The sequence below is a fragment of the Nitrospirillum iridis genome (assembly GCF_014205765.1).
GTDB lineage: Bacteria > Pseudomonadota > Alphaproteobacteria > Azospirillales > Azospirillaceae > Nitrospirillum > Nitrospirillum iridis.
The window spans coordinates 64,852-90,834 of record NZ_JACIIZ010000005.1 but is presented as its reverse complement, the minus strand read 5'-3'; the positions used below and the strand labels follow the sequence as shown (position 1 = coordinate 90,834).

The window sequence follows — 25,983 nt, the reverse complement described above, 5'->3', positions numbered from 1 at the left end:
TACATTCCCCAGACCTTGATCCTTTATTGTGGAGGGATTGTGGCGGGGAATAGCGTGGTGTGGCTCTTGAGACTATTTTTACGCCCGGGAAGATGAACAGGTTGCTAACGTCCCCGCCGCCGCCCAAGAAATTTGGAAAATTTTGCGACCCGAACCTGACCCGGACCTGGGGCCACCCAAAAATGTCACCGCCACAAGAAACGGATTGGCCGGCGGGGGCGCTGGGCCCTAACGTTGCCGCCCGCGTCGGCGCTGGCCGGCGCCTTGCCGTTCACGGGTTGCCGCCATGTCCCCCACCTTGGTCCTCTACCTCGTCACGGTCCTCATCTGGGGATCGACCTGGTATGTGATCGAATTCCAGTTGGGTGTCGTGGACCCGGCGGTCTCGGTGGCCTACCGTTTCGCGCTGGCGGCCGTCTTGCTGATGGGCTGGCTGGTGGCACGGCGCCAGCGGTTGATCCCGCCCCGGCACGCCTGGAAGCACGTGGCGATGGTCGGCACCTTCACCTTTTCCACCAACTATCTGCTGGTCTACCTGGCGACGGAGCGCCTGCCGTCCGGCCTGGTGGCGGTGGCGGGGTCGGCGCTCAGCCTGATGAACGTGCTGAACGCCCGGGTTTTCCTGGGACAGGCCATCCGCCCGCTGGTGCTGCTGGGTGGCTTGATCGGCGTCAGCGGCGTGGTGTTGCTGTTCCTGCCGGAACTGCGGGTGGACGGGCTGACGGGCAAGGCCGCCGTGGGGCTGGCCCTGGTCATGCTCAGCAACTACAGCGCCTCCCTCGGCAGCATAACGGTGCAGCGTGGCGCCAAGGCCGGCGTTCCCCTGATGCCGGTGACGGCGTGGAGCATGGCCTTCGGTGCCGCCCTCATGGTGGGGGTGGCCTTGGTCCGGGGCGCCACCTTCCGCTTCCCAGCCAGTGTCAGCTATGCCGCCTCGCTGACCTATTTGGCGCTGTTCGGCTCGGTCATCGCCTTCCTGTCCTATTTCACCCTGATCGGTCGCATCGGGGCGGACCGCGCCGGCTACGTCGCCGTGATGATCCCCATCCTGGCGCTGGTGATCTCCACCCTCTTCGAAGGCTACCACTGGTCGCCGGCCGCCTTCGTTGGCCTGGCGCTGGCCATCGCCGGCAACCTGCTGGTGCTGGGGCCTAAGACCTGGCGCAAGCGGGCGGCGGATCCGGCGTCCGTGACCGCCCTCTAGCCCGCGAACTCCACCCGCGCGAGGCCGGGCAGCTTGTGGCGCAAGGTGGGGGTCAGGCGGAACAGCGTGTCCATCAGCAGGGGCAGGCCGCGGGGCATGCGGTATTCCAGTGTTTCCACCACGGCGATCAAGGGCGACCAGGCGGTCAGGGTGGGCACGACCCGGTCGGTGTCGATACCCCAGGGCATGGGGGGCAGTCGGTAGTGGGGCGTCCGGTTCAGGCCGCGCAGGGTCAGGCGCGACAGCCAGGCGGGGACGGTGTCGAACACCAGCTGCGCGCCGGGGAAGCGCCGGGCCAGGCCGGTCACCAGGTGGCGGACCTCGGCCTCCGTCAGATACATGAACAGGCCTTGGGCCACGATGTGGACGGGGCCGTCGCCCGCCACCGCATCCATCCAGGCGGGGTCGCGGGCATCGGCCGCCAGATGGCGGGTACGGGGGCCCGGCGGCAGGAAATGATCGCGCAGGGCGATCCCTTCCGGCAAATCCACCGTCAGCCATTGGACACGCCCGTTGTCCACCCGGCCGCGTTGCGTCTCCAGCCCTTCGCCCAGCGAGATGACGGTTCCGTCCGGATGGTGCTCCAGCCATCGGCGCAGCACGGCGTCGATGGCGGCGGCGCGCATGGCGTGCGAGCCGTCGGCCCGGCCGAAATGCCGCTCATAATCGTAGGCCAGCGCCTGATAGATGCGCACCGCCTCCGGGTCATGGAAATCGCCATTGGGCCGCATCGCCTCCGCGGCACGGTTGTGCAGGGTCCAGAGCATGGTCTCCGGCACGCCGCTGAGGCCGGGGGGCAGCTTGGGCGGCGGGGACAGGGCATCGGGGCTCATGTGGCCATAGCTCCCTCGGCGTTGCGGTTGAGGCTTTCCAACAGGCTGTGCCATCGCGCGCCCAGCGGGTGGGGAGGTCGCGGTCTTCAAGGCAACGACGGGTGGAATGGCCCGCTGGCGATGAAGCGCACCTCCACCCCGGTGGTCACCCCTGGCGCGTAATTGGGGCCGCGCCAACGGAATATCAACCGCCGTTCCCGCTCCCCCGGCGGAATGCGGTCTACGCCCCCAGGTGGCGCAGCGCCACGCCGGCGGCGGCGCAGGCCGCCAGGGTGGGCAGGAGGCCCAGCCGGGTACGGCGCAGGAGAAAGAGCGCCGCCAGGGCCAGCAGCGCGGCGCCTGTATCCAAGCCGCTGGGCAAAGGCAGGCTGATGGGACCCAGCGCCACCGGACGGCTACCCCGGAACAGGACGTGCAGGCCGAACCAGACCGCCAGGTTCAGGATGACACCGACCACGGCGGCGGTGATGGCGGACAGGGCTGCCGTGACGGTGGGGTTGGCGCGCACCCGCTCCACATACGGGCCGCCGAGGAATATCCACAGGAAGCAGGGGGCGAAGGTGACCCAACTGGTCAGCAGGCCGCCCAGCACACCGGCCAACAGCGGCGGCAGGCCGCCCGGCGCATGCGCCGCCGCCAGGAAGCCGACATGCTGCAGCACCAGGACCAGGGGGCCGGGGGTGGTCTCCGCCAGGCCCAGGCCGTCGATCATTTCCCCCGGCGACAGCCAGCTATAGCCGGTGACCGCCGTCTGGGCGACATAGGCCAGCACGGCATAGGCGCCGCCGAAGGTGACCACCGCCATACCGCTGAAGAACTGCGCGATGTGCGTCCAGACGCTATCCGGCCCGGTGAGGAGGCGCAGGGCGGCGAGCGGCCCCAGCCACAGCGGCAACCATGTCGCCAGGGTGGCCAACGCCCGGCGGCGGCTGGGCCGGGCATGTGGGGGGATGGCGCCGTCCAGCTGACGGTCCAGCAGCGCGTCCGCGGAGTGGTCCGGGCGGACGGGCGCGAACGTGTCCCGGGCCGCGCCGCCGATGAGGGCGGCCATGAGGATGACCAAGGGAAAGGGCAGACGCGCCACCGCCAGCGCCAGAAAGGACAGGCCGGCCACGGCCACGGCGGGCCAGCCGCGCAAGGCCCGCCGACCCAGGCGGATCACCGCGTCGGCCACCACCGCGAGCACCGCCGCCTTGACGCCATAAAACAGCGCCGCGGTCAGCGGCGCCTGATGGTACAGCGTGTACAGCGTGCTCAAGCCCAGCATGACCAGCACGCCGGGCAGGATGAACAGCAGGCCCGCCACCAGCCCGCCCCGGCGCCCGTGCAGCAGCCAGCCGATGTAGGTGGCCAGTTGTTGCGCTTCCGGCCCCGGCAGCACCATGCAATAGCTGAGCGCGTGCAGGAAGCGCGCCTCGCTGATCCAGCGGCGGCTTTCCACCAGTTCGCGGTGCATGAGGGCGATCTGCCCGGCGGGGCCGCCGAAACTCAGCAGTCCGATGCGGGCCCAGACGCGGGTGGCCTCACGCAAACTGGGAAGGGACATAGGGGGCGCCGGCGGGAGCGGTGTCGGGGAAGGCCGGGTGACTTAGCCCCGGGCGCACCGGCGGCGTCAAGGGCGCTAGAACATGCCGGTGGCGCTGGCCGGCACGGGCTGGCTGACTGACCAATGCTCCACGATCTTGCCGTCGGCCACGCGGAAGATGTCGACCACCGCGTCGCCCTGGTCGCCGGGGGTGGGGACGCTGTGGACATGCAGGACGACAAGGTCGCCTTGGGCGACGCTGCGCACCACCTCCACCGTCGCGTCCGGGTGGTGCTGGAAGAACTGGGCATAGGCATCCTGCAGGGCGCGGCGGCCATCGGCCAGGCCGGGGCTGTGCTGCCGGCATTCCTGGGCGACGTAGCGGTCGGCGGCCGACAAATCGTGCTTGTTGAAAAAGGCGTCGTAGAAGGCCAGTACGCTCTGGCGGTTGGCCTCACCCTCCGCCGCGCTATCGGGGATGCGGCCGCTGGTGGCGCCCGCCGCCTGGTTGGCCGGGGCGGCCCCTGCCTGCGGGAAGTGGCCGTAGGGGGTGGCGCAAAGGGCCACGGCGCAGATGGTCAGGCCGTGGATGATCAAACGACGCATCTCTTCCTCTCGTGGGCTGCGCGAAGCGGTGGACGGTCAGGGACGGCTTCCCACCGGATCCCGTGTTCAGGCCACACCATTATCCCGCACTGGCATTATGGCGACTGTGGGGTGGGGGCATGGTGGCGTTGGGGCGCGTGCGCGCCTATGGCACTTATACGTAGGGGCGCCGGCAGCCCGTGCTGTGGCGGTCGCCAAGTCTGGGGCAAATGTCGGATAAAATATTTGACATACAATATCCCATCCAGGACCATCCTGGGAAACGAGGGGGCATTCATGAACCGCAGCGCGTTGGCACTTGTCGTGGCTCTGGCCGTGTCACCCCTTTCGTCGCCGGCTTGGGCCCAGCCCCCGAGCGGCATGGAAGCCGTCATCGCCGATTATGAGGCGCTGGCCCGCCAGACGGACGGGACCGACGGTCCCGGTTGGCCGGATGTCAGCAAGGCCGCCGCCGACCGCCGGGCGCAAGGTTATGCGGCGCTCAAGGCCCGTTTGGACAAACTTCCCCCTTCCGCTCCGGATGGCGAGGAGGCGTTGACCCGGCGCCTGTTGGAGTGGCGCCTGGGTGTGCTGGTGGAAGGGGCGCGGTTCGATGAGGATCGCATCCCCTTCGACAATGGCGACGGCTTCTTCAACACCGCCAACTATGCCGCCGCCACCACCGTCATCCGGACGGAGGCCGACGCCCAGGCCTGGATCGCGCGGCTGCGGGCCTTGCCGGCCTATTACGGGCAGGAGATCGCCAACATGCGGCGCGGCGTGGCCACGGGCTTCGTCCAGCCCCGGACCACCGCCGCCTCGGTCCTGGCCATCCTGAAGATCGCAGCCGACCAGCCGGCCGAATCCAGTCCGCTGCTGTCGCCGCTGAAGGCGCTGCCCGCCACCATCCCGGCCGACCGCCAGACGGCGTTGCGGGCGGAGGCGCTGGCGGCGGTGCGGCAGACGGTGAAGCCGGCGCAGGCCCTGCTGGTGTCCTTTTTCGAACGGGACTACCTGCCCCACGCCCGTGAGGCGCCGGGCGCCAGCAGCCTGCCTGGTGGGCGCGACTATTACGCCTACGCCGTGCGCCGCTCCACCACCACCGACCTGGCGCCCGACGCTGTGTTCGCCCTGGGCGAGCAGGAGGTGGCGCGCCTGAAGGGGGAGATGGAGGCCGCGATGCGCGCCACCGGCTTCACCGGCACCCTGCCCGAATTCATCGCCATGCTGCGCACGGACCCACGGTTCTACGCCCCCGACCTGGCCACCTACGTCGAAAAGGCCAGCGAGATCGGCAAGCGCATCGACGGCCTGCTGCCCCTGTGGTTCGGCAAGCTGCCGCGCCTGACCTGGACCATCCGGCAAAAGCCGCCGGAGCAGGAGGGCTCGTCCAGCGGCTACGATTTGGGCGACCCGGTCAAGGGCGTGCCCGGCCGCGTGGTGGTGGGGGCCCAGTCCTTCGGCGACCCGTTGTTCGGCCTGCCGTCCTGGATCCTGCATGAGGGCGTGCCCGGCCATCACCTGCAGATCGCGCTGGGCCAGGAACGGACCGATCTGCCGGCCTTCCGCCGCAAGGACGAGCCCACCGCCTTCATCGAGGGCTGGGCCCTTTATGCCGAGCAGCTGGGCGAGGACATGGGCGTCTATCGCACCGCCTATGAGCGCTTCGGCCGCCTGTCCTTCGACATGTGGCGGGCCTGCCGCCTGATGATGGACGTGGGCATCCATTGGAAGGGGTGGAGTGCCGAGCGGGCGGCCAGTTGCCTGCGCGACAACACCGCCTTGCCCGAGCGGGCGGTGGTGGGCGAGACCCAGCGCTACATCGCCTGGCCGGCCCAGGCCCTGGCCTACAAGGTGGGGGAATTGCGGTTCCTGGCCGAACGCCAACGGGCGGAACAGGCGCTGGGTCCCCGCTTCGACATCCGCGCCTTCCACGACGCTGTGCTGGACGACGGCCCAATGCCGCTGTCCATCCTGCACGACCAGGTGGGGCGTTGGATCGCCGCCGTCGGCAGGTAGCCGGCCTCCGGCATCGGCTGCTGTAAATCGGTGCGATCAAATGACCCCATCGATTTCAACAGAAACAAACTGATGCCGTGCTGATCAGTCTCCAAACTGGGCGCCGATTGGCACCCGGGTGGGGATCGAACCCGGATTCATAGATTTGAAGTCCGTTGCGTTGGAGCGACGGGTGGCGAATCCAATACAATCAATTTATTAAAATTCAGAAGCCAGCCACGGATTGCCGCCATCACTGGCCACCGGACCCTGAGCCAGGTGGCGCATTACACCCGCGCGGCCCGGTAGAAGGGGCTGGCGGCCAGGGCCATGGAACGCCCGGAAGAACACGGATCGAACAAAAGTGTCCAACCTTCCGAAGCGGGTTCGAAAAGGTTGGACAAATCCAGCCGCTAACGCATTGATAAATAAGACGTGTGAGATGCCGCATAATTTGGCTCCAGCGTCAATATAATGCACTGATTATAAACAGAAAAAAATCCTCCCCTGACTCATAAATTGCCTCACAGATCAGCAATGTTTGACGTAGTCCAAAAAACAAAGAAGGCCCGCCATTTGTTTGACGGGCCTTAAGCGCGTGGCACCAAGCGCCTTATTCCTGGTAATTGGCCCTGAGATAAAAAGGAGTGGCGCGGGTGCTACTACTGACGATGGCCGGTTCCATATGGTGCTTTCTGAAATGGGCACGGACCTCGGCGAGTGTGCACCCTGATTCCAGAGCTAGTGTATGTGCCGTGGCATACTTGGCGTTGAAGTCATCGAGATCCTCGCGGCGGATCACCATGAAAGTTCTTGCAGATCCTGGCTTTCGGGCGACATGGGTTGGTAACATTCCCTCTTGGATCAGGAAACCCAGGGTATGCGAGGTCCATTTCATAGTCTTCTGCACGTCGAGAAGCGCCAGCTCCGGCCCCCAGACGACTGCCCTCACTTCTTCCGGGTCGACCAGGAATGAAGCAAGGCCCTTTTCATCTGACAGTTTGGATACACGTTTCAGCTTTCCGTCCAAGACGAGGGTCATGATTTCCGGGAATGGGCACATGGCTTGATTGACGGCTAACCTGATGATGCACATATCCGGCGTGGGCTCTGCCGATGCGCGTGCCGTCAGGAGGGAAAGGAAATATTCCAGGTCCCGAAGATCGTATTGTGGTTTCAGGTCGGTATCCTCGTCGCCGCAGAAAAATGGAACGAGGATCCCGCTGTCGGCGAGTGAAACCAAACTCTTTTTTGAAATATGGAGATATTCGGCGGCCGATTTCGGTGTTATCCGACGCCCAAATATAGCGAGGATCGGCGCTAGCTGTTCCGTTAGAAATGTCGGATTTTCTGACGGAAATGCCGGTTCATGCTCATCAAGAATGCCTTTCGTCTGAAGTACCTTGCGGAGAACAACAGGGCCGACACAAATACTTGTTGCGGCAGTGGATAGGGAAATCATTATTGGGTTGACAACTTCCCGACCCAAGACCACGCTGCCCCTTTTCAAGGGAAAATGGTTAACGATGTAGTCGTGCACAACGTCAATGACTGGCTTGAGAGCGCTGTTGTCTCTTTCCTCCTCAAGCCATTGATAAAGTCTGCTAAACAGCTTGGGTGCGCGGCCATGGTTAGAGTCAGTACGGGTGGCAAGCCGTATCCTGTCAAGAACCTGATGCAGGCCGTTAACTCCCTTCAGAAGCAATCCGCAACCTAGGTTTCCGGCCTGGGCAAGGGCGGGGTCACCCAGCTCCTTCATGGCCCCCTTGTTCCCGAACAGGAGCATGGCACCAATCACTTCGCATAGCTTGGCGGCAACGTGGAATTGAAGGCTATCCAGCCAAGGCGCCCCGGTTTCCTCACCCCGCAGTCTTGCCAACAGGTAGGTTTCAAGTAGGTAGCTATCGCTTTCCGTCCGCTCAAAGCTCTGGGCGTTGGTCGCAGTGAACATGGGCCGGATTGCGTTCGTGAACTCGCCGCCCGTGCTGCCCTTCGTCTGTTCAGCCAAGCTGACCAGGTGAACGCGGTGTATCGGACATGAGCGGAACCACGCCATCTGCCAGTAAACCCGCTGGAAAGGTGCCGCTTGCTTGAGCAACGGCGATGCGGCCATGTCATCTGCCAGGCATTGGGGGCAGACCCTGAGATAGTTCCGCCGGGAGGCCACGGCGGGAACCATCTCACTGCCTACTCCGAACATCCGTGTTCCCGTCTGGATGAACGCGCCGCGTCTCAGCATTTCCACCCCGACGCCGGAGACCTCGGCCAACTTGGCCAGTGCATCGCCATCGGCGTCCATGATCCGTCGCAGGGAGAAGCCCATGTCCAGGCAGAATTCCGCCGCGCTCCCGCAGCCGTTCCGATGGGCCAGCCGCGAGCACAAGCTTGCTGGTGTCTCCAATTCCCCCAGAGGGACGGTAAGTCCCAGCATGCCCATCATCGTGTCCCCCTGCCCTTGCGCTTCGCGGCACCGGCCGGACCGAGTTCCTGCATCCTTGCAACGCGCCGCTCGACTTCCCACCAAGCGTCCACCAGGAAAACGTTCTCTTCCCGTGTGCAGCCGCGCTTGCGCGCGTAGGCATGGGCATAGTCGTCCAGCCCCACGACGCCTTCAGGTCCCGCCCGGTCAAAGGCGCCAATGATGGCCTCGCGTGTAAGGTCGATCATTATCCCATAGGCGCCGCCGGCGGCATGGCTCAGGCGTTCTGGGAAATCCTCCGCCTTGATCTCCCCGGCCATGCCCATCGCGGCATGCTGGACGACCAGGGTGTCGATGGTCTGGCGCACCTGGGCGGCATGCCGTGTCGTCAGACCATGGAACTGCAGGGTCTGGCTCCGGCGCCGGATCTGTTCGTCGTAGGCGATGAACTCAGCCACCTCGGGCAAGCCGATAAGGATGAGGCTGACCGGCCAGTCGCGGGCTTGCACCAGGCTCTTGACGGCATTGCAGAGCCTCATCAGGTCATGGTCCGTACTGGCTCCCATGGCGTTCTGCATCTCGTCGATGACGAGGTAGCGCTTCTCCCGTGCCCGGACCTGGAAGCGGACCTTCTCCCAGATGATGTGATCCGGCAATTCCCTTTCGATGGGGTAGTCCAGGGCCCGGAGGATGGCCCGTCCCAGTTGCTTGAGTGTGGAGGGGAACGGCGCGTCGAGGACGACGATGTTCCCGTGCTGCGGGTCGGTATCCAGGTCGGGGTTGCGGGCGATCGCGCGGTCCACAGCGGCGGTCTTTCCTGCTCCCGGCTGACCGTAAAGCCCGAAGATCCGGCCTTCGGGGTGTCTGTCTTGGAGCGCCGCAGTGGTGTCGTCCACCAGGGCCTGGAGCCGCTTGTCCAGTTCCAGGTCCCGGGGAGTAGTGAAGTATTTGGTCAGGCGTGTGCGCAGAACGACAGCTGGTCTGTTGCTCATGATCGGGTTCCTTTTCCGCTGGTTCAGTCTTCGATGGAGAGGATGCCGACGTCAGACGTGTCGCCGTCGTCCTCTCCCCGGGTCGGGAAGGCCGGGGCCGGCCTCGTGCCAGGGCCGGTGGTCAGGTTGCGCCGGCCGCTGGTTTTGCGGCTTTGGCGCTGCTGGCCGCGCGCTCCACTCTCCTGGACAGGGCCGGCGCCGGTTACCTCGCCACTCCCGTCCTCGGCACCAAGGATGTCCTCCATTGGCAACTCCGCCTCCGCCGCGGGAACGATCTGGAAAGCGCGGAACAGCTTCTCCTCCATGAGGTTGAGATGCTTTGGGGACAGGATCGGGGAGCCGATTTCCAGGCGCTCCTTGGCCGCGGCGCCGATTTTCCGGATTTTGGCCATGCTCGCCCGAACCGCGCCGACGGAGATCTTGGCTTCTTCGGCGTACTGGGTGCGAAGATCCCGCCAGGCGCTGACCCACTCCCACCAGGTCGTGCCGGTCAGGTCGAGGTCCTCGGTGGCCCGAGCGGTGAACCACGGACCCTTGCTGCCCCGGGGCCGAACCGAGATTTCGGCGATGTCCAAGCGACCGACGCGGACCTCTACGTCTTGGTGGCCGCTCTCCATCAGCAGGCGCTGCAGATCCCGGGAGTGGTAGTGCAGCCCCAGCAGCTCGATGCCCTTATGCGTGAGGCGCCGTTGTACTGGGATGCCGAAAAGGTGGCGGCGGACGACCGGATCCGGCGGCGGTACCACCCCGTACTCCTCGACGCCGCGCCGCCAAGCGTTTCGCGGGGTTTCCCCGCCCAATTCGCGGTGCGGCGTGTTGTGGTAGGCGTCAACGAAGTGGATCAGCGCCCGGTTCAATTCTTCCAGAAAGAGCGTGGCCTTTTTGGTGGGATCGTAGTCGCCGCGGTCGATGACGTTAGCGAAGGTCTGACCCGGGAAGTGATGCATGAGGCCACGCTGCATGGTGCCGAACAGCCGCTCGATGCGGCCACGCATCGAGGGTGTGCCCGCCGCCGGATAGAACGGCACGGCCCCCAGGCCCAGGACGGCCCATTTCGTCTGCTCAGCGACGAATGCCGCCCCGGAGTCCATGGCCACCAAGCCGGGGACCCCGTGCATCTCCCAGCAGGCGCCGACCTCCGCCACCAACCTGGACTTGTCGCTGATCGCCATTTCGATGCCGGCGAGCGCGCTGGCCGTGCTGGGCGCTTCCGGGCTCAGCCGCAACGCCAGGATGCAACGGGTCGCGCAGTCCTGGACCGCCGTGAGCCAGGGGCGGCTCTTCTGCAGGGTTTCCCTTGTCTCACTGTCCAGGACTTCCCAGACTTCGGAATCCTCTGGCAGCACGGTGAACATGCCGACGTCCCATTCGTCCATTTCGACCCGTTGAAGCGGCCTTTCGACGACCAGCCCGCCCTGGACCAGCTTGAACTTGCGCATGGCGGCCTGTTCGCCTTCGCGACGGACGCAGATGTCGAAGTCCGAGAGGCGCGACCGGAGCAGCTTCCGGAAGGTCCGGGGGCCGACATGCTGCAGCGGTGGCCGCCCATCTTCCTTCCGGGTCCGGTTCTCCTCATCCAGCCGCGCCTCATAGTCGGCGAAGACAGACGCCATGGTGGGCCGTTCCTCGTCAGCGAACCCGACCACCACGTCCGATGCGAAAGACCGGGACGCCGCGTCATGCCGGGGTATCCGGTTCCCGCTTTCCCTGGAATGGGGCCGGACGCCTTCCACCTGGTAGCCGGCCTGGACGAAGGCTCGGAGCCAGCGGCGCAGGGTGGTTGGACTGGGCGGATCGAGGTTTTCCGAGCGGGTGCCACACCGGTGGCGCGCGGTCTTGCGCAACATCTGCGCGTTCACCTCCGCAGCGAGACGGGCGATTACCGCTTTCATGACGCGGTCAGAGCGGTTGACGGTGCCGGGAGCGGCTTCCTCCGCCCGCAGGAACCGGACGCAGTATTCATACCGCCAGACCGTGCGGAACTGCTCCTCCTCGGTCGTCTCGTCGAGCGGCACATCCGCCTTTCCGCTCCGGAGGCGGGCGGCTTCGCCCCGGAAGAAGCCGGCGCGAACCTTCAGCAGACCGTCCGTCTGCCAGCGGTACAGGTCCTCGTGGGTGAAGTCCTCGGTGACGCCGGGGACGTCGACGCGCTCGAAGGCGTGCCCGCGGTCGCCGGTATGGAACGGCCGGTAGTCCACGCCGTCGACCGTCACCTTGTCATGCAGGCCGAACCGGTACCTGGGGGCAATGGCCGGGGCCGGCATGCCTGCGGGATAGGCGGGGACGCAACGGGCGTGGCGGGAGGAGTTGGCTTCGCGCATGGGCATCTTCAGATCCTCGCTGGGGTGGAGACGGCTTGGGCAGGGTGGCGTTCGGGAGCGTCGGCGCCGGGCGGGTTCGACTGATGGGATGCGTCCCTGGCCGCCACCGGTGCATCGCGGAGGCGCACCCTGGCGTCCTGGCCGACGATGGAGCCCGCCACCAATTCCAGCACGCCGTCATCGATGAGGTTCAAGATGGCCGCCCAGGCCCTGGCGCCGAGGTTCGACCATGACCTCAGATCTCCAAGGCGGACTTCCTCGCGCAGGCCGGCGACCATGGCGCGCATGGTGGCGACGTCCCCTTCGCACCGCATCCGCCGTGCCCTCAGGATCGCTGTGGCGTTGGCAGCCCGCCGCGGGGTTGCGTGGCGCTCGGTGGCGACCTGGAAGCTGTCCGCGAACCACGGCGCCTGCTGGCGGATGGCCGCGACGGTCGCATGGATGCGGCTCGACCTCAGCCTGCCCTCGGGTTTGACCGCGATGGCGACGCGGCGGCCATCGTCCAGGGTCACCCGGAAGTCAAAGGTGTGGTGCGCCAGCCGCCCGTCGTCCGGCCTGATGAAACCGACCCTAGGGGGCTGGTCTTCGACGCGCACGACCCTCCTGTCCGCCAAGAGGATGTTGGCCAGGGCCAGTTCCAGGGCGCTTTCGCACCCAAGGACGCGGTTGTCGGCCGGATCGACGATCCAGGCGCGGCAGTGGCCCTTGGAGCGGGCCGGCGGCTGCCGACTGCCCGTGCTTTCCGCCGGTGGCTGCCACGCATCGTGACAGTGAACATCGTCCGGTGGCGGCCCGTGTGCGCTGGCGTCATCCGCCAGGGGCTGCTGTGCGGGGGCGGGAACATCGGTGATGTCGATGGAAGTGGTGGGGTTGGCGCCTTGCCGCCTGCGGCGGCGCAGGGCGTGGAGATGGCGCGCGATGACGCGTTCCTTGGTCATGTTTTGCCTCCGTCCGGGGGCTGCGCCGTTGGGCGCCCGCCGGGAGATGTCCATGTCGGGGATGAGCCGGGGCATGCGGGGGGCTATTCGCGGCGAACGATGGTTCGCGCGGGTCAGGCCGGTTGCCTCGGCGGGGAGTTCGGGCGGACGCTACTTCTCGCGTCGGGCCGAACTCAGCCTATCGGACGGGGGCGTATTATTATCGCGGCGCTGAGGAGGCGGCGCTGGGTGATGGGGGTGCCGGCGACGGGCGCCCTCTTACTCATAATCATTGCAGGTTCCCTCCTGCGTTCGCGGCCGATGTGGCCAGGATCCGTTCGACGATCTCGCCGCTGACCGCACCGCGCTGCATTAGCAGCTCAGCGACAGCTTCCACCGCTTTCCGGTGCCGGCTGATCAGCGCGTGCGCGCCCAGGAACTCGGTTTTCAACAGACGCTCCACCTGGCTGGCCAGCGCGGGGTCAGCGCGTAGGATGGGTCCCACCGACGCCGGCGTGACCGCGCCGATCCAGGTCAGGTGGGCGCCCAGTCCGCCGTTGCGTAGCATGCGGATCACCGTGAGGGTGGCGGTCGCCAGGTCGCTATCCTCACCACCACCGGCGTCCATGCCGGGGGCATCGAGAAGAAGGCCCTCCGCGATCCGTCCGGCCAGGGACACCCGCACGCGGTCCAGCAGCATGGGCGCGGTCGGCAGCGGCTCGCAGATATCGGCGGCCAGCTTGAGGCCCGCCATGCCCGCCCCTGCCACGCCTGCCGATGGCATGTTGACGGAGGCCAGTGCGCCGGGAAACAGTGCCGCCATGGCGACTGCGTGTCCGGCTTTATGCACCGCGACACGCTGGGCCACGCCCGGCGGCAGCCCCACTTCCTCGCGCCGCGGGATTTCCGCCTGCAGTTCGGCCAGGCCCACCAGCTTTCCGGCAGCGCGGGCGCGCCGCTTGGCTCCCCGCGCCCATTTCACGCAGTCCGCGCCTGTGCTGCCGCTCACTGCGGTCGTCATCAGGCCGGCAAGATCGACGCCCGGTGAGAGAGCCTGCCCGATGTGCAGGCGTAGGATCTCTGCCAGCGCCTTGTTGTCGGGTAGGCCGATCTCGATCGTGCGGTCGAGACGCCCGGCCCGCAGCAGCGCGGGATCCAGCATGCCGGGGTGGTTGGTCGTGGCGATGACCACGACACCGTCTACGCGGCTCGCCTTGTCGAGCATGAGTTGCAGGGCGTTGCCGGTTTGGCGGTTGTAGTTCGAGTTCGTGTCGTTCCCATCGGGGCGAATACGGGAAGGGAACGAGTCGATCTCCTCGATGAGGACTATGCAGGGTGCCGTCCGCTCCGCCATGTCGAAGGTGGCGGCCATCGACCTCAGCATGTCGCCCTGGTGTCCCGTCGATTGCCACTCGGCGTGCGACGCCATGATCAACGGCACATCACACGATTTTGCCAGGGCGCTGGCGAAGGTCGTCTTGCCAGTGCCGGGTGGCCCCGCCAGCAGGCAACGCTGATCGACTTCGGCCCAAGGCCGCCGGCCGGCCTTGTACTCAGCAAGGTCGCGGGCCAGGTTGCGCCCCCATTCCACCGCCCCGTCCATCCCATGGAGGTCATCCAGCGTTGGGCCTGATGCTGGCTTTGACGTGGCGATCCGGCTCTGGGCGATGGCGCGGAGGCGATCAATCCAGCGGTCCGGCTCTTCTCCCGGCCGCGCCATGAGCCGGAAATCCTCCGGTTCCAGCGCGGCGCAGAGGCCGTCGGGCAGTTCGGCTTCCAGCGACGCGCCCGGCGCGACAGCACCGACCAACTCCTCCACCACCGCCCAGGTAAATGCCGGCAGTTCGAGCCGGTAGTCGGTGATCGCGGCCAGCCGCGCCGGGAGCGCTTCCCCTGGTCGCAGGACCAGGACGGCACCGGCGCCGGCGGACAGCGCTTTCGCGACGTGGGCGCTGGCGTGGGCCGGCAGCTGGCCGGCGCTGTTCCGGTTGACGACGGTCCACCTTGGCGACGTGGCGCGGCATGCTGCGGCAGTGCCGGCCGGTGAACCGTCTTGCATCTGGGCCGGAACCGGTGCGAGGTCGAACCACCGCTCCAGGACCGCCGGGACCGCCGCTTCGGCAGCCTCTATCCACGCATCACCCGGAACTTCGACGGTGACCAGGCATCCGCTGCGGAGGGCGGCTTCTCGGAGGCCGGGGTGGTCCTCGGCACTCTGTTCGAACAGGATTTCCACGGCGGTGAAGTCGAGACGCTTGGTCTCCAGGTCAACCGGGGCGTGCGCTTCGAACTCGTCGGGATCGAAGGCCATCGGACTGCCGCCATACCTGGCGGAAAGGGCGCTAAGCATATGGGACCTCGTTCGCATTCGGACCCGGACCCGGCACATCTGGCGGGGGGAGGCGGCCTGCGGGCGCAAGTGGGCGCAGTGCAGTGGGCAGGGGCCGACGGCAGTGGAATCGCCAGTGGACGGGCGCAGGGAGGGGGGCGGGTGGGAAGCATGATGACCTGCGTGGCGTACGGACGAGGCAGAGGTGCCCGGAGCCGCCGGTGGAGGCGGGGCGGGGATGCCGCGTGGCGCAGGTATCAGGAGGGGTGAGCTACTGCTCTTCCGGCCCCGCGCTAAGCGGCGGGCCGTACTATGACAACGCGCGTGGAGCGGGAGATGAACTCAACCGTGTCGCGCTTAAGGGGGAGTTTGTGCGTCATGATGGGAGAATCATCCTTCGGGCCGCGCGGCGAGTCAACCGGGCAGCCTCTCTCTAGGGTTGCGATTCATGCAGATCAGACAGGCTTTCCGTGAGGTTTACTTGACGGGTGTAAAGCCCTGGTCCTGCAGCTGGCCGCCGGCGATGTCCGTCGCGATGACGGCGAAGGCGGCGGGCAGGAACAAAAGCCCGAGCCCCAAGAAAGGGATGAGAATAATGGAACAGATCAGGATTATGAGCGATGTGAAGGCATTGGTCTTCGCGTAATAGCGCTCGCCTGAAGGTGTTTCGATGCCGATGATCAGGGGGCTAGTATAGAATAACTTGACGTAATGGAGCGTGGTTACGCCATCGGCGTCGACATCGAGAAAGTTATTCAGGCCGATCGGCACGACCACCTTTGGAAGGATTTGGCCGCCAATCTTGATAAGGCTGTAGTTGCACTGCTTGGCGTTGATGATGGAGTCGCCCAACAGCGACAGTTGACCCGAGACCTTCTTCATCTCAGGCCTCCGCCGACGCGTGGGCGGAGGGTGCCGCCAGCGGGGAAACGGGCAATATGCGGAGGGTGGCCCGGCCGAGGCGGCGGGCGACGGGGCGGGGGGAAAGGGGCATTGGGAAACCCTAGGAAATACGGCAACGGAGGACGGTGGCGCCCGGCGACCGAAGACGCCTGTGAAAAGGCGCGTCAGCACCGTCTGAAAGGCGACTTAAGATATATATTATGGCCTTGGCTTTTGCAACCGCGTGTTTTGCCCGGATGGTTGAAGACATCCGGATCCAGTTTGGGAAGCTACTGCGGCAGCAAAGGAAGGCGAAAAGCCTGACGCAAGAGGAGCTTGCCGGCCGCGCTGGTATGGCCGTGCCCTATCTGTCGGACCTGGAACGGGGAAAATGGAATCCCAGCCTTGCGGTAATCGTGGATCTCGCCCGGGGGTTGGGGATCGAAGCGTCGGACCTGCTGGTCGGGCTGGAGATTGACCGGACCGGTGGGGGCGAGGGGGATGGGCCTGGGCCCGAGCTTCCGGAGAGGAAGCGGGGTGGGGTGTAGTGGTGGCTCTGGCAGCCGGCTTGATGGTGCCCCTGCGCTTCGCCCCCTTCGATGAGGCCTAGTTCACCGCGACCGCCCCGGATCGCGGCGGTCGCGGGTGGACGGTAGGCGGTGGGTCTATGGCCGCCTCCAGGGGTGGGGCTCAGACACGATGTGCAGAATATCATATTTTGGTGTGCTTCTATGCAATTTGATGTTTACTTTGATCTACAAAAAGCTAGAATCCATAACGGATATTTATGATTCGAGGCGCCTGCATGGCCGACGAAATGCGCTTTACGGTGGTGATTGATCGGCGGCTTTATGAGCGGCTTTTGGACGTCACTGTCCGCCGTCAACCGCGGCTTCCAAAGCGTTATGTCGTCGAACTCGCCCTCACGCGGTTGCTTGATCAGGCCAGTACTGGCCAGCTTGTATTGGGGTTAGAGACAGATGATAGGCCGAAGCGATAGTCGCCCCGACCTGCCCGTAATTTCTCTTTTTTCAGGAGCAATGGGCCTTGATCTCGGCCTTGAAGCCGCAGGCCTGCACGTTGCGGTAGCTGTTGAATGCAACCCCGTGGCCGTTGCCACCATCCGCGCCAACCGGCCCGGCCTGCCGGTCATCGACCGAAAAATCGAAGACGTCACCACGACAGAAATTTTAGAAGCGGCAGGGCTCAAACCGGGAGAGGCCTTCGCAGTGGCTGGCGGTCCCTCCTGTCAGGCTTTCAGCACTGCAGGCGCGCGCAGTTCTCTCAGCGACCCACGCGGCACGCTCTTTCAGCATTTCGCTCGGGTCGTGCGGGAAGCCCAGCCGCATTTCTTTGTCATGGAAAATGTTCGCGGCTTACTTTCGGCTGCGGTGAAGCATCGATCCCTGAAAGAACGAGGTCCTGGCTATCCCACACTGGAGCCCGACGAGGAGTTGGGTTCGGCCTTGAAAACTGTCGCCTCCACTTTGCGCGAGCTTGGATATTACACCATCTTCGACATCCTGAATGCGGCGGACTTTGGCGTCCCGCAGGCCAGAGAGCGTCTAGTGTTCTTGGGGACGCGGTATCACGAACGGATCGCTATGCCGGCTGCGACCCACGATCGGAATGGCGACAATGGACTTCCCAAGTGGCAAATACTTCGATCCGCGCTTGAGGGGCTGGAAGACCCTGCTCCCGAATTCACGAAGCTTTGCCCAAGCAAGGCTAAATACCTCGCCATGGTTCCCGAAGGTGGGAACTGGCGAGCCTTGCCCGAAGAGTTGCAGTCGGAAGCGCTAGGCCGGGCATTTGTTTCGTGGGGAGGACGGTCTGGTTTCTTTCGCCGCCTGAGCTTCGACCGACCAAGTCCAGCGCTCACGACGAGGCCAGATAGCAAAGCCACAAGCCTCTGCCACCCCACCGAGTTGCGCCCGCTTTCCATCCGCGAATATGCTCGGATCCAGCAATTCCCGGAAGATTGGACCTTTGCCGGGTCGGTTAGGCAAAAGTACGAGCAGGTCGGCAATGCGGTGCCAGTGGGCCTCGGCAAAGCAATAGGCCAAGCCCTTATAGCAGCGCAGGCGCAAGAAGGAACCGGACGCAGCTATGGACGCGTCGAGTGTTGGAATCTCGACCTCTTGGCGAAGATGCTGCGGCGCCCTCGGACGATCGTTAATCCTCCCCACATGAGGAACGACACCAAAGGGAGTACGATCTCGGATTGGCATCAGGAGGGCTCACGGATGCGCGCTGATGCCTTTGAATATGTGCCGCCTGAACGGCTCAATGAGTTAAAGCACCTGATCTCGGTTGGTGGTCGAAAGAGATTACACCCGGCGGCAGATGAAATTATTGATGTAAAAGACGAACTCATGCTCGCAGCGGAATAAGTGATGTTTGGTTGTTTATTGGGATCGGCTCAGGAATTCCACAGCGGCGCGAGCATCCGCTAAGAAGGATTCTCGTGTCACTGGGGCGCTCACCTGGTCTCCCAGGAGATCTTGGGCGGCGCGCTCCTTGCGGATAAGCCGATCATACTCCTGAACCTCGATCGTTCCGTCACAAAGCAGCACCAAGTATTCAACATCCCTAGTCTGGCCGCGCCGGTGGATTCTGTCGAGACTTTGCAGGTAGTGCGCTGCCTGGTTCGAAAGGGATTCATAAATTGCAATCCGGGCACTATGCAGCGTGAGTCCTGCACCCGCGGCTGCGGGGTTGGCGACAAGGATTTTGGCGTCTGCATCCTGCTGGAAGCGCCTCACTGCTTCCCGCCGTTCGGTGATGTTGCTAACTTGACCGTCATAACGTAGCGTTCCATACCGTGCGTAGCGCTCGACCAGCGCCGTCACTGAAGCGGTGTAGAACGACCAGACCACCACCTTCTCTCCCCGTTGCTCGACCAGTTCGTGGAGAATGTTGTCCATCGTGGCGAGCTTTGACGGGGTCTCTTTATACGAGGGGTCGATGCCCTGTGGGTTGGAACAAACCTGTAGCAGGGCGGCTCGCCGAGCGAGGAAGTTGGCATAGGTCTTCTGGAAGTCTCGGTCAGACGCGGCTTCAGCGTCATCCACCAACCTATTTAGAGCGCCTTCATAGAGGCGTCGTTGACGCGGTTCCATCGGCACGTAAATCCGTTGGAACTGCTTTTGTGGTAAGTCGGGCAGGACGTCGGTTTTGAGGTGCCGAATGTAGAGGCCACGAGTGTCGACCACCTCTTGTACCAACGGCATAGCCGTCTCTCGGTCCTTGGGCAGTTCCAGCCCCTCGAACGCCAACCCAAAATCTACAAGGCTGAATTGCTGGACCAGATCCTGCGGTGCATTGGGTGCTGGCGTGCCACAAAGCACATAGGCCCGCCCGCACCACTCGCGGAGACGCCGAAGCGCCCGAGTTCGTTTGGCATCCAACGATTTGATGAAAAACGATTCGTCGATCGCCAGAACCGCGCGCCCGTCTTTGTTTCGTAGCAAGGACTTCAACTCCGCCTCCAACGCTACGGCCGTTTCGAAGTTCATGACAAGGACATCGGCACCTGAACGCAGGGTCGATCGCTTTTGCACACTGGTTCCGGTCAAGATAGCCACCCGGTATAAGTCCCCGCGGAACGTCGCGAAGTCCTTCGGCCACTCGGCCACCATGCTCTTAGGCGCTACGATAACGAGCAAGTCGACTTCGTCCCGGGCAACCATCAAATCGAACGCATAAATCATGGTGACCGTCTTGCCGGCGCCCTGTTCGTCGAAGACGCACAACCCAAATCCCTCCGGTACGGTCATGGCAGCCACGTTGGTGACTTGGTGCCTGTCGAGGACATTCAACCCGTCGCTGTCCTTGATGAACAAGCGGGCTGCGTCGGGGCCGCCAGCTTTTATTCCTTCGATGGAGGCCCGCACTGCAGGGTAGGCGGCCGCCACACGTTCCCGGTTGGCGACAAACTGTCGGGCTTCGGAGGCCCATACCAAGTTAAGGCCGGGGGTGCCTATTTTCAGGTATGTGGCGTTTTCACGCCCGACACGGATCCCCCCCGCACCACGTCGGAGTCCCGCCGTCGGCATGGAGGCGGAAAGTCGCCGCAGGATAGTCAGAGCATCTGCAGGATCCTGAGGGACTACATAGAGGGCATCCAGCGTTTCGGATAACCGCACATCGGCCGTCACGTAGGTCATCGTAGTGCGATCCACGTCAGTTCTCCTCACGGCCAGCGGTTGGCAAGTGCTTCTCCACTATGTCCAAAACCGTCCGCAGCCCCTGGAGATTCTCCTGGCTGATAGACCCGGGCTCACCAGGCTTGAACGTCTTCACGGGAAGGTCTTTGAACCACTCGACGAAGACATGGACGCGCGTGTTCGCTCCGACCTGACGGGTCTCAGCACGGGACGCCCGCGCGAAGCCGCACGCGTCGTTGACAAGCTCTTGTCCGGCTTCTGGGTCATTTTCGTCACGAGCCCGCCGCAAGTAGGCCATTGCGTCTTCATTCGAATAGACGTATTTGAGGTCGCGAATTTTATTCCAATTTTGGAATTTTCCATCGTAGAGTAAGTCGTAGACTAAGTGCTTAAAGCTATCGTCCTGGTTGAGAGACCAATAGACGCCACCAGCGCCTTTTCCCTTTCCTAGTTCGTCGAAGTATTGGAAATATCGCTCGCTGCGATGCTTGACTGCGTACTGATCTTGATTGCGTTCGGTGACATGGTAATCCTCGAAATCTTCCGTTAATTCGACCATGCTAATATAGCGGCTGACGTCATCCGCCGAAATCGCGAAGGTGCGCGCAATGTCGCGCTTGAGCGCCCGCTGCCGGGAGAGCGTGGGGTTGCCGCGTGGTTCAAGCGCTACCAACCCCTGCCAACGTTCATAGACGGTCCGTGCCTTCACGTATTCTGGCCAGTCTTGCTTGAAGTCTGGCTCGAAGTTCAGGGACACTATCACTGCATTCCGGTCGGCCTCGGTTGCATGCTCTGTAAGCTGCCAAACGAGCATCCATTCGACTCGCCGCTTGGAATCAGCATCGAAATCAGGGCTGTTGAGGATGAAGTAGCAGGCCGCCGTTCGGCGGTTACCGTCAAGCAGTTTGCCGTCGATGTCGATGATCGGCGGCTTACGAACTCCATTGACCGCAATGCTTCGCGCCAAGTTTTTGATTTCGAACTGATCATCCTTGGTGAGACCCGGAAGGGTCATCTCGCCCGTCATAATCTCCAGCAACTCATCAGCATCAGGCTTCCGGCCATGGGCCTGTTGAAACTGGTTGAGATGGATATCCAGGCGCTGGTTTTCATCCCAGAGCTGGATATCTCGCGTGCGGACGAACCCTTCTACCACCTGCACAGGCCGCTCATGGAAAACCGGCGTGGGCAAAACCGGACGCGGTTTGATACCGTCGTGTTCGATAGGCCGTATCTGGTTGGTGATGGTGGTGGATAAGAAACGGCTGCCGAGCAAATCGTGAACGGACATGACCCGATCAACTAATTCGGCTATCCCGGTGTCGAGCGCCGCCATCGTGGAGGTGTCACCTCGGACTTGAGCATTGGACCGCATAACCTGCGCAACCCTGGTCAGTAGCGAGCGCGCCTCTTCGTCTGACAGCGGCTCGTTCAAGCCGGATCGCAGGATCTCTTCCACCACTCCGCCGATGTCGGACGAAAGGGCCCGAGCGTCCGCGATCAATTGGCGGAACTCAGTTGAAAAATCGTTCTGAGGCGTGGTCATTGGTCGTCCTCGGGTTGATTGTTATCGGTGTTGTCGTCGAAGGTGTCTGGGAATTCGATGCCTTCCTTGGCTGCCTCACGCTGCAGCCGCGCCAGTCCCCTAGACATGAGCTTGCGTGCGGATCCAGCGCTGATGCTAAGCGTGTCAGCGACCAAGTTGGCGGGCAGGTCGGGCAAGCCTTGCTCGACGGCGTCGATGAGCAGAGCCATAACGTCGGCGATCTGTCCTTGGCCGAGGCGGGGCAGGAGTCGGCGCGCAAAGCGTACAGCTTCCGACTTCCTGTGGTCCGCTAAGGCTTCAGCCTCAGCCCTTTCCCCGTCATCAAGGATTTGGTCGGGAGTTTCAGCCAGATCGTTGGCCTCGCCCCGCCGGTGCCGGTAGTCATTGGTCCAGCGGTCTTGCGCGACCTTATCCGCTACCTTCCAAAGCCAGGCCCCAAGGTCGTGCACGGGCTTTCCTGCCCGGATGCCGTCATATGCTGCGTCCACGCTCGAGGCGATGCAGTCTTCAATCTCCGAGGCCGGCAGTTTCTGGCCCCACCGTTTCCGATGCATCCGCACAAGGCCATCCAAAAACATACTGGCGCTCAGTGCCTGCAACATGTCCTCGGGACGACCCTCGGCCGCTGCAGTTTTCGCAACCTGGAATAGGTCGCTGTCGGTGCCAGCCGGAAGCGTTGTGTGGCCGTTGTTCGCCATTTGATAGCCTTCTGGGAAACCGGAACAGTCTGGCTGTCCCCCTATCCACAAGTGCGGGGACGAGACAGGCCATTCCCCCCTGGGCCGCCGGCAGCGCTCCCGCCATCGGCACGTCCGACAGCCACCGAGTTGGGAGTAACAAGATGGCCAAGGCGCGTGCTACACAGTCCTCGCGGTGAACGCCACCAGACCGAAGGCGGGCGCGTGGATCGTTATGCGAATGGCCCGGACGCCTGGCGGCGTGCAAGGCGTCCAGCAAGGCATCGCTGCGGAACGATATTCACCGCGCGCGCCAGGCCGCAGCCGGCGAGGTTGGGCCGATCCCAACCGTGCACGGCGTCGTGCGCTGGCGGTCTTTCGATCTGGTCCAGTTGCCGGGGGACGAATTCGGCGTCTCGATGAGGTGCTTCACCCTTGGCCGCGAACTGCGTGCACTGGGCTATCTTAAGCTCTCGGCTGCCCGCGCCATCGCGGTCAGAAGTCCGAAGACATTGCCGAAAAAACTTCCCAACCCGCCTGGCGGGCATCGGGAGCCAGTTCCCGCCGGGAACGCCGGTAGAAGTGTGGTGGCAGGGCGAGGCTCGGATCGGCCAGCAGACTGGACTTACCGTAAGCGTCGTCTGTGGGCTGCCTTGTTGGATCGGGGGCTGTTGTGCTGAAAGCTATGTGTCGGCGGCGCGTGGGTGTGTGGCCGGCTTGGCATCATGGCAAGCAGTTGTGGTTTGCACCGTGGCAGTCCAACGTATCGAGGTCATCACCGGGGCCGGTGGGCGGCGCGCCTATTCGGCGGAGGAGAAGATTCGCCTGGTGGGCGAGGCGCGTGGTGGTCGCGGGGCCGTGGCGGCGGTGGCACGGCGCCATGGGGTGTGCAGCAGCCTGATCTACCGATGGCGCCGGCAGATCCGGAGCGGCGAACTCTCCCCTGAGGCGGCGTCCTTTGTGCCGGTGCATCTGGTTGTTGCCGAGATAGTCTCAGAAGGAGAGCCCGAGTTTTGCGCATGTCTTGGCCAGGCCGAGGAAGGCGTCGCGGCATTGGCGGCCTGTGTCGCTGCGGGTGCCGCCGCTGATCTTGCGCTTGGTGACCTGGCAGCGGATGTCGTTTTCCGAGCCGTTGGTGTGAAGCGGGATATCGGGCTGGTCGAGGACCATCAGCAATTCCGGCTTGTTGGCGTGGAGGCGGGCGAGCAGCCTGTCGAGGGTGGCGAAGCCGGTCTTGCGTTTGAAGATGCGGTCGAAGCGGGCACGCAAGGCGGCCTTTCGCGCCGGCGTCGGATCGTGGCGATAGGCCTTGAGGTCGGCGTAGAACCACCAGATCAGGCTGCGGATGCGCTGCTGGGCGGCGCGATGATGATCGGTGAAGGTGTCGAGCTTGTGGACCAGGCGCTCGGCATGGACCCAGCACAAGGCATGGCGCCCGACGTGGAACTGTCCAGCGTAGTCGCTGACGATGACGGTGTCGGCCAGCAGATCCTGCGCCCTGACATCCAGTGACACCGTATCCCCCGTATCCCGAACCAGCACCCCAACCGACGACTCAGGGCTGCGAGGCGGCGGAGTCCACGCAATAGCTGTCGATCTTGCGGTGGCCTTCGTTCGGTAGAAGGGAGCTTCTGTCCAAGCCCTCTCCGCCTGAGCTGCAATTGTCCAAAGGAAGGCGTTCTCAGTCCTCCGCCCCTATTACGGAAAGTTGCCAAGAATCCAAATAATCTAGCTTGCGAAGTACAGGCTTTGTCGCGCCCATCTCTAGAATATCATTCTCTCTTGCTGGTGGTAAGAGCACGATAACCTGAAAGTCCTCAGATGAAAGCGCCCTCAGCAGTGCCTCAAAATTTCCTCGATCAAAAGTCACAGATAAGCTTTCAATAAGAAGGAGAGTTAATCGTTCTTTGCTGACCTCACGGGCCTTGAGTATAATGAGGTCAAGTATTAGGCTACCTCTCTCGCTACCTGAAAGGTTGTCAAACGGGCGCGGAGGCCATTGTGATCCACGTCTCTTGAACATTAGTTCGAAATATGGAGAGCCGTCTGTTTTGAATTTTGGGCGTTCTTCTTCGGTGTCGTCGTCTGATTCCGTCGCATGTACAAAGGCAATGTCACCAGGAAAGAGCGGCCCGGCCCCAATTTTCGCAAGAGCAAAAAGGGCACTCTTATCAACATTCAGAGTTCGCATCAAAAAATCAATATCGTCTTCGTGATCGAGCTTTCTCGTGTCGGACTCAGAACAGTAGATGATCTCAATGTCACCTGGAGGCAACAGATACGGAATCGTGCCGTTTCGTCTGGAAAGTTCAATGCCCCTAATTTCTAGGTCAATTTCCTTGCTTAAGCTATCAACTGTTGAGTACGTCACTTTGGCGCGGAAAGTGGCCGGCTCCGAGTCACCTTCTTTATTTTTTATACGCGTTCCGCTGAAGCGGTCCATATATCTTGAGTGAGAAATAGATGCGGCGGCCTCCATAAGGGATGACTTGCCGCTGCAGTTTCGTCCCGTCATAAGTGTTCGTCGGGAAAGTGTTATTTTTGGAAGAGGCTTCAATCCTGGGAATTCGCTAAATTCAATGGAATCCACCCATCCTAGCGGAGAGGGGAAGTCGTTCATCTCTTTTAATACGCGAGCTTCAATAAGGGCTTTCCAAGCAAAAAGAACCTCTGCTGGATAGTCGCAGCCTCTTGCTTTGTCTATCAGTGGGGAATGGTATTCGCAGCACCATATTCCGTTCTTTTCGCTGCTAATAAAATCAGCATCTTTTCCGCCCCTCCCCCGAGGCCCGTCTTCAGCCGCACTATATATATGGCACGCAACACCCATGTTTACGGCGCCGTCTCGTTCGTAAAATGGCCCCATTGTAGGGTTTTTGCACCGAGGGACAGAGCACCGCCCACCTGCTTGCCTGTAGAGGAGTTCTGGGACGCCCCTCCTAAAGTCTATTCTTCTCTCAGCGTCCGTAGTTGGTTTGGTTTTTCTGGCGGGAGCTTTTGGACGTTGTGCCATTTTTGACCTGAAAAGATTTGGTGGCGCTAAAATGTCAAATAATAAGCTATCTTTTTGCGGCCAGCAAACCACAACCCAATCGGGGGATCGAAAAATCGCTGGTGGAAGGCTTCCAGTGACCTTCCGCGATATCGCCAAGGTCCGCTATCGGTGATCTATGTTGATCTACCCAACGACCACCATGAGGCACAAAGCGGACAAATGCAAACCACAGCAACTGCACTGTCGAATTTAGGGCACACACATGTAAAGGAGGACATCCCTTATTGCCTACACCCCTGGCAAGCAGTCACAGCGGGCAATATTGGTGGAGTCGGTCGAGTGTTCCAACCTACCTAACGCTAAGGCGAACCCCAGCGCTGCCAGCCCGCACGCCAGCCACAGCGCTCCGCTGAGATACGCCGCTCCCAGGTGCTGCCACCCATGAGCAGGAAACCCTCGAATAGGGAGTTGGCCAGAAACCGCAGTCCCGCCGTCGGCGGGTGGCTGTTCATAAAAGTGGCGCCCAAAAGCGCACAGGCGCGCGATCTGGGGGTGGAGCGGAGGGCGCTTTTCGGTGGCCATCGCGTCAAT

General features: G+C 63.2%; 18 protein-coding genes and 1 pseudogene. 5 read left to right on the top strand and 14 right to left on the bottom strand.

The genetic code is table 11. The features are described from left to right. Window positions 1-286 precede the first annotated feature (286 nt). Window positions 287-1,204, top strand: coding sequence for a DMT family transporter (locus FHS74_RS10035; RefSeq protein WP_184800010.1), 918 nt, complete (start codon window positions 287-289; stop codon window positions 1,202-1,204). On the opposite strand, the gene FHS74_RS10030 is transcribed toward FHS74_RS10035, so the two are convergent. From FHS74_RS10030 to FHS74_RS10020, 3 genes are all read right to left on the bottom strand, one after another. After that, on the bottom strand, window positions 1,201-2,037 hold the full coding sequence (locus tag FHS74_RS10030; RefSeq protein ID WP_184800008.1) for a class I SAM-dependent methyltransferase: 837 nt from the start codon (window positions 2,035-2,037) through the stop codon (window positions 1,201-1,203). The two genes, FHS74_RS10035 and FHS74_RS10030, sit on opposite strands and share 4 nt — an antisense overlap. 220 nt (window positions 2,038-2,257) lie before the next feature. Next, window positions 2,258-3,583 (bottom strand): chromate efflux transporter, encoded by a 1,326-nt coding sequence (gene chrA, locus FHS74_RS10025; RefSeq protein WP_184800006.1) that lies wholly within the window; start codon window positions 3,581-3,583, stop codon window positions 2,258-2,260. A gap of 75 nt (window positions 3,584-3,658) precedes the next feature. Beyond that, window positions 3,659-4,168, bottom strand: coding sequence for a nuclear transport factor 2 family protein (locus FHS74_RS10020; protein WP_184800005.1), 510 nt, complete (start codon window positions 4,166-4,168; stop codon window positions 3,659-3,661). A gap of 276 nt (window positions 4,169-4,444) precedes the next feature. On the opposite strand from FHS74_RS10020, the gene FHS74_RS10015 reads away from it, so the two are divergent. Next, on the top strand, window positions 4,445-6,166 hold the full coding sequence (locus FHS74_RS10015) for a DUF885 domain-containing protein (RefSeq protein ID WP_184800003.1): 1,722 nt from the start codon (window positions 4,445-4,447) through the stop codon (window positions 6,164-6,166). A gap of 592 nt (window positions 6,167-6,758) precedes the next feature. Here FHS74_RS10015 and FHS74_RS10010 read toward each other — a convergent pair. From FHS74_RS10010 to FHS74_RS09985, 6 genes are all read right to left on the bottom strand, one after another. Then, on the bottom strand, window positions 6,759-8,585 hold the full coding sequence (locus FHS74_RS10010; protein WP_184800001.1) for a TniQ family protein: 1,827 nt from the start codon (window positions 8,583-8,585) through the stop codon (window positions 6,759-6,761). Next, on the bottom strand, window positions 8,582-9,556 hold the full coding sequence (locus FHS74_RS10005; RefSeq protein ID WP_184799999.1) for an ATP-binding protein: 975 nt from the start codon (window positions 9,554-9,556) through the stop codon (window positions 8,582-8,584). Before FHS74_RS10005 ends, FHS74_RS10010 begins: the two co-directional genes overlap by 4 nt. Window positions 9,557-9,579: 23 nt before the next feature. Then, window positions 9,580-11,877, bottom strand: a complete 2,298-nt coding sequence (locus FHS74_RS10000; RefSeq protein WP_184799998.1) for a hypothetical protein — start codon at window positions 11,875-11,877, stop codon at window positions 9,580-9,582. A gap of 8 nt (window positions 11,878-11,885) precedes the next feature. Continuing rightward, complete coding sequence (locus tag FHS74_RS09995; protein WP_184799996.1) at window positions 11,886-12,815, bottom strand: PDDEXK family nuclease; 930 nt, start codon at window positions 12,813-12,815, stop codon at window positions 11,886-11,888. A 268-nt stretch (window positions 12,816-13,083) separates the two neighbouring features. Further along, window positions 13,084-15,105, bottom strand: coding sequence for an AAA family ATPase (locus FHS74_RS09990; protein WP_184799994.1), 2,022 nt, complete (start codon window positions 15,103-15,105; stop codon window positions 13,084-13,086). A gap of 495 nt (window positions 15,106-15,600) precedes the next feature. Continuing rightward, complete coding sequence (locus tag FHS74_RS09985; protein ID WP_184799992.1) at window positions 15,601-16,005, bottom strand: hypothetical protein; 405 nt, start codon at window positions 16,003-16,005, stop codon at window positions 15,601-15,603. Window positions 16,006-16,226: 221 nt separating this feature from the next. On the opposite strand from FHS74_RS09985, the gene FHS74_RS09980 reads away from it, so the two are divergent. Together FHS74_RS09980 and FHS74_RS09975 are read left to right on the top strand one after the other, a co-directional pair. Then, window positions 16,227-16,553, top strand: coding sequence for a helix-turn-helix domain-containing protein (locus FHS74_RS09980; RefSeq protein WP_246463037.1), 327 nt, complete (start codon window positions 16,227-16,229; stop codon window positions 16,551-16,553). 432 nt (window positions 16,554-16,985) lie between these two features. Further along, window positions 16,986-18,398: a DNA cytosine methyltransferase gene (locus tag FHS74_RS09975; RefSeq protein WP_184799990.1), complete on the top strand. Its 1,413-nt coding sequence runs from the start codon at window positions 16,986-16,988 to the stop codon at window positions 18,396-18,398. A gap of 15 nt (window positions 18,399-18,413) precedes the next feature. Here the strand turns inward: FHS74_RS09975 and FHS74_RS09970 are convergent, their stop codons facing one another. From FHS74_RS09970 to FHS74_RS09960, 3 genes are read right to left on the bottom strand one after another with little or no spacing between them, the layout of a single operon-like run. Further along, window positions 18,414-20,174, bottom strand: coding sequence for a DEAD/DEAH box helicase (locus FHS74_RS09970; protein ID WP_184799988.1), 1,761 nt, complete (start codon window positions 20,172-20,174; stop codon window positions 18,414-18,416). 16 nt (window positions 20,175-20,190) lie between these two features. Next, on the bottom strand, window positions 20,191-21,720 hold the full coding sequence (locus FHS74_RS09965) for a hypothetical protein (protein WP_184799986.1): 1,530 nt from the start codon (window positions 21,718-21,720) through the stop codon (window positions 20,191-20,193). Next, a complete protein-coding gene (locus FHS74_RS09960; RefSeq protein ID WP_184799984.1) occupies window positions 21,717-22,418 on the bottom strand; it encodes an RNA polymerase sigma factor in 702 nt (233 codons plus the stop codon). The genes FHS74_RS09965 and FHS74_RS09960 overlap by 4 nt, the downstream gene beginning before the upstream one ends. Before the next feature lie 429 nt (window positions 22,419-22,847). Here FHS74_RS09960 and FHS74_RS31295 point away from each other — a divergent pair. Next, a pseudogene (locus FHS74_RS31295) lies at window positions 22,848-23,345 on the top strand (transposase); the annotation flags it as partial. Window positions 23,346-23,390: 45 nt separating this feature from the next. Here FHS74_RS31295 and FHS74_RS09950 read toward each other — a convergent pair. Both FHS74_RS09950 and FHS74_RS09945 read right to left on the bottom strand, forming a co-directional pair. Beyond that, on the bottom strand, window positions 23,391-23,912 hold the full coding sequence (locus FHS74_RS09950; protein WP_343066898.1) for an IS66 family transposase: 522 nt from the start codon (window positions 23,910-23,912) through the stop codon (window positions 23,391-23,393). A 166-nt stretch (window positions 23,913-24,078) separates the two neighbouring features. After that, complete coding sequence (locus FHS74_RS09945; RefSeq protein ID WP_184799982.1) at window positions 24,079-25,410, bottom strand: ATP-binding protein; 1,332 nt, start codon at window positions 25,408-25,410, stop codon at window positions 24,079-24,081. Window positions 25,411-25,983: the final 573 nt, after the last annotated feature.

Excerpts from the sequence above, each read along its gene's own strand:
- FHS74_RS09965 (WP_184799986.1), bottom strand. The coding sequence starts at position 21,720 with ATGACCACGCCTCAGAACGATTTTTCAACTGAGTTCCGCCAATTGATC.
- FHS74_RS10000 (WP_184799998.1), bottom strand. The coding sequence starts at position 11,877 with ATGCGCGAAGCCAACTCCTCCCGCCACGCCCGTTGCGTCCCCGCCTAT.
- chrA (WP_184800006.1), bottom strand. The coding sequence starts at position 3,583 with ATGTCCCTTCCCAGTTTGCGTGAGGCCACCCGCGTCTGGGCCCGCATC.
- FHS74_RS09985 (WP_184799992.1), bottom strand. The coding sequence starts at position 16,005 with ATGAAGAAGGTCTCGGGTCAACTGTCGCTGTTGGGCGACTCCATCATC.
- FHS74_RS10005 (WP_184799999.1), bottom strand. The coding sequence starts at position 9,556 with ATGAGCAACAGACCAGCTGTCGTTCTGCGCACACGCCTGACCAAATAC.
- FHS74_RS09970 (WP_184799988.1), bottom strand. The coding sequence starts at position 20,174 with ATGACCTACGTGACGGCCGATGTGCGGTTATCCGAAACGCTGGATGCC.
- FHS74_RS10035 (WP_184800010.1), top strand. The coding sequence starts at position 287 with ATGTCCCCCACCTTGGTCCTCTACCTCGTCACGGTCCTCATCTGGGGA.
- FHS74_RS09995 (WP_184799996.1), bottom strand. The coding sequence starts at position 12,815 with ATGACCAAGGAACGCGTCATCGCGCGCCATCTCCACGCCCTGCGCCGC.
- FHS74_RS10010 (WP_184800001.1), bottom strand. The coding sequence starts at position 8,585 with ATGATGGGCATGCTGGGACTTACCGTCCCTCTGGGGGAATTGGAGACA.
- FHS74_RS09975 (WP_184799990.1), top strand. The coding sequence starts at position 16,986 with ATGATAGGCCGAAGCGATAGTCGCCCCGACCTGCCCGTAATTTCTCTT.
- FHS74_RS09960 (WP_184799984.1), bottom strand. The coding sequence starts at position 22,418 with ATGGCGAACAACGGCCACACAACGCTTCCGGCTGGCACCGACAGCGAC.
- FHS74_RS09990 (WP_184799994.1), bottom strand. The coding sequence starts at position 15,105 with ATGGCCTTCGATCCCGACGAGTTCGAAGCGCACGCCCCGGTTGACCTG.
- FHS74_RS10030 (WP_184800008.1), bottom strand. The coding sequence starts at position 2,037 with ATGAGCCCCGATGCCCTGTCCCCGCCGCCCAAGCTGCCCCCCGGCCTC.
- FHS74_RS09945 (WP_184799982.1), bottom strand. The coding sequence starts at position 25,410 with ATGGCACAACGTCCAAAAGCTCCCGCCAGAAAAACCAAACCAACTACG.
- FHS74_RS10015 (WP_184800003.1), top strand. The coding sequence starts at position 4,445 with ATGAACCGCAGCGCGTTGGCACTTGTCGTGGCTCTGGCCGTGTCACCC.
- FHS74_RS09980 (WP_246463037.1), top strand. The coding sequence starts at position 16,227 with ATGGCCTTGGCTTTTGCAACCGCGTGTTTTGCCCGGATGGTTGAAGAC.
- FHS74_RS10020 (WP_184800005.1), bottom strand. The coding sequence starts at position 4,168 with ATGCGTCGTTTGATCATCCACGGCCTGACCATCTGCGCCGTGGCCCTT.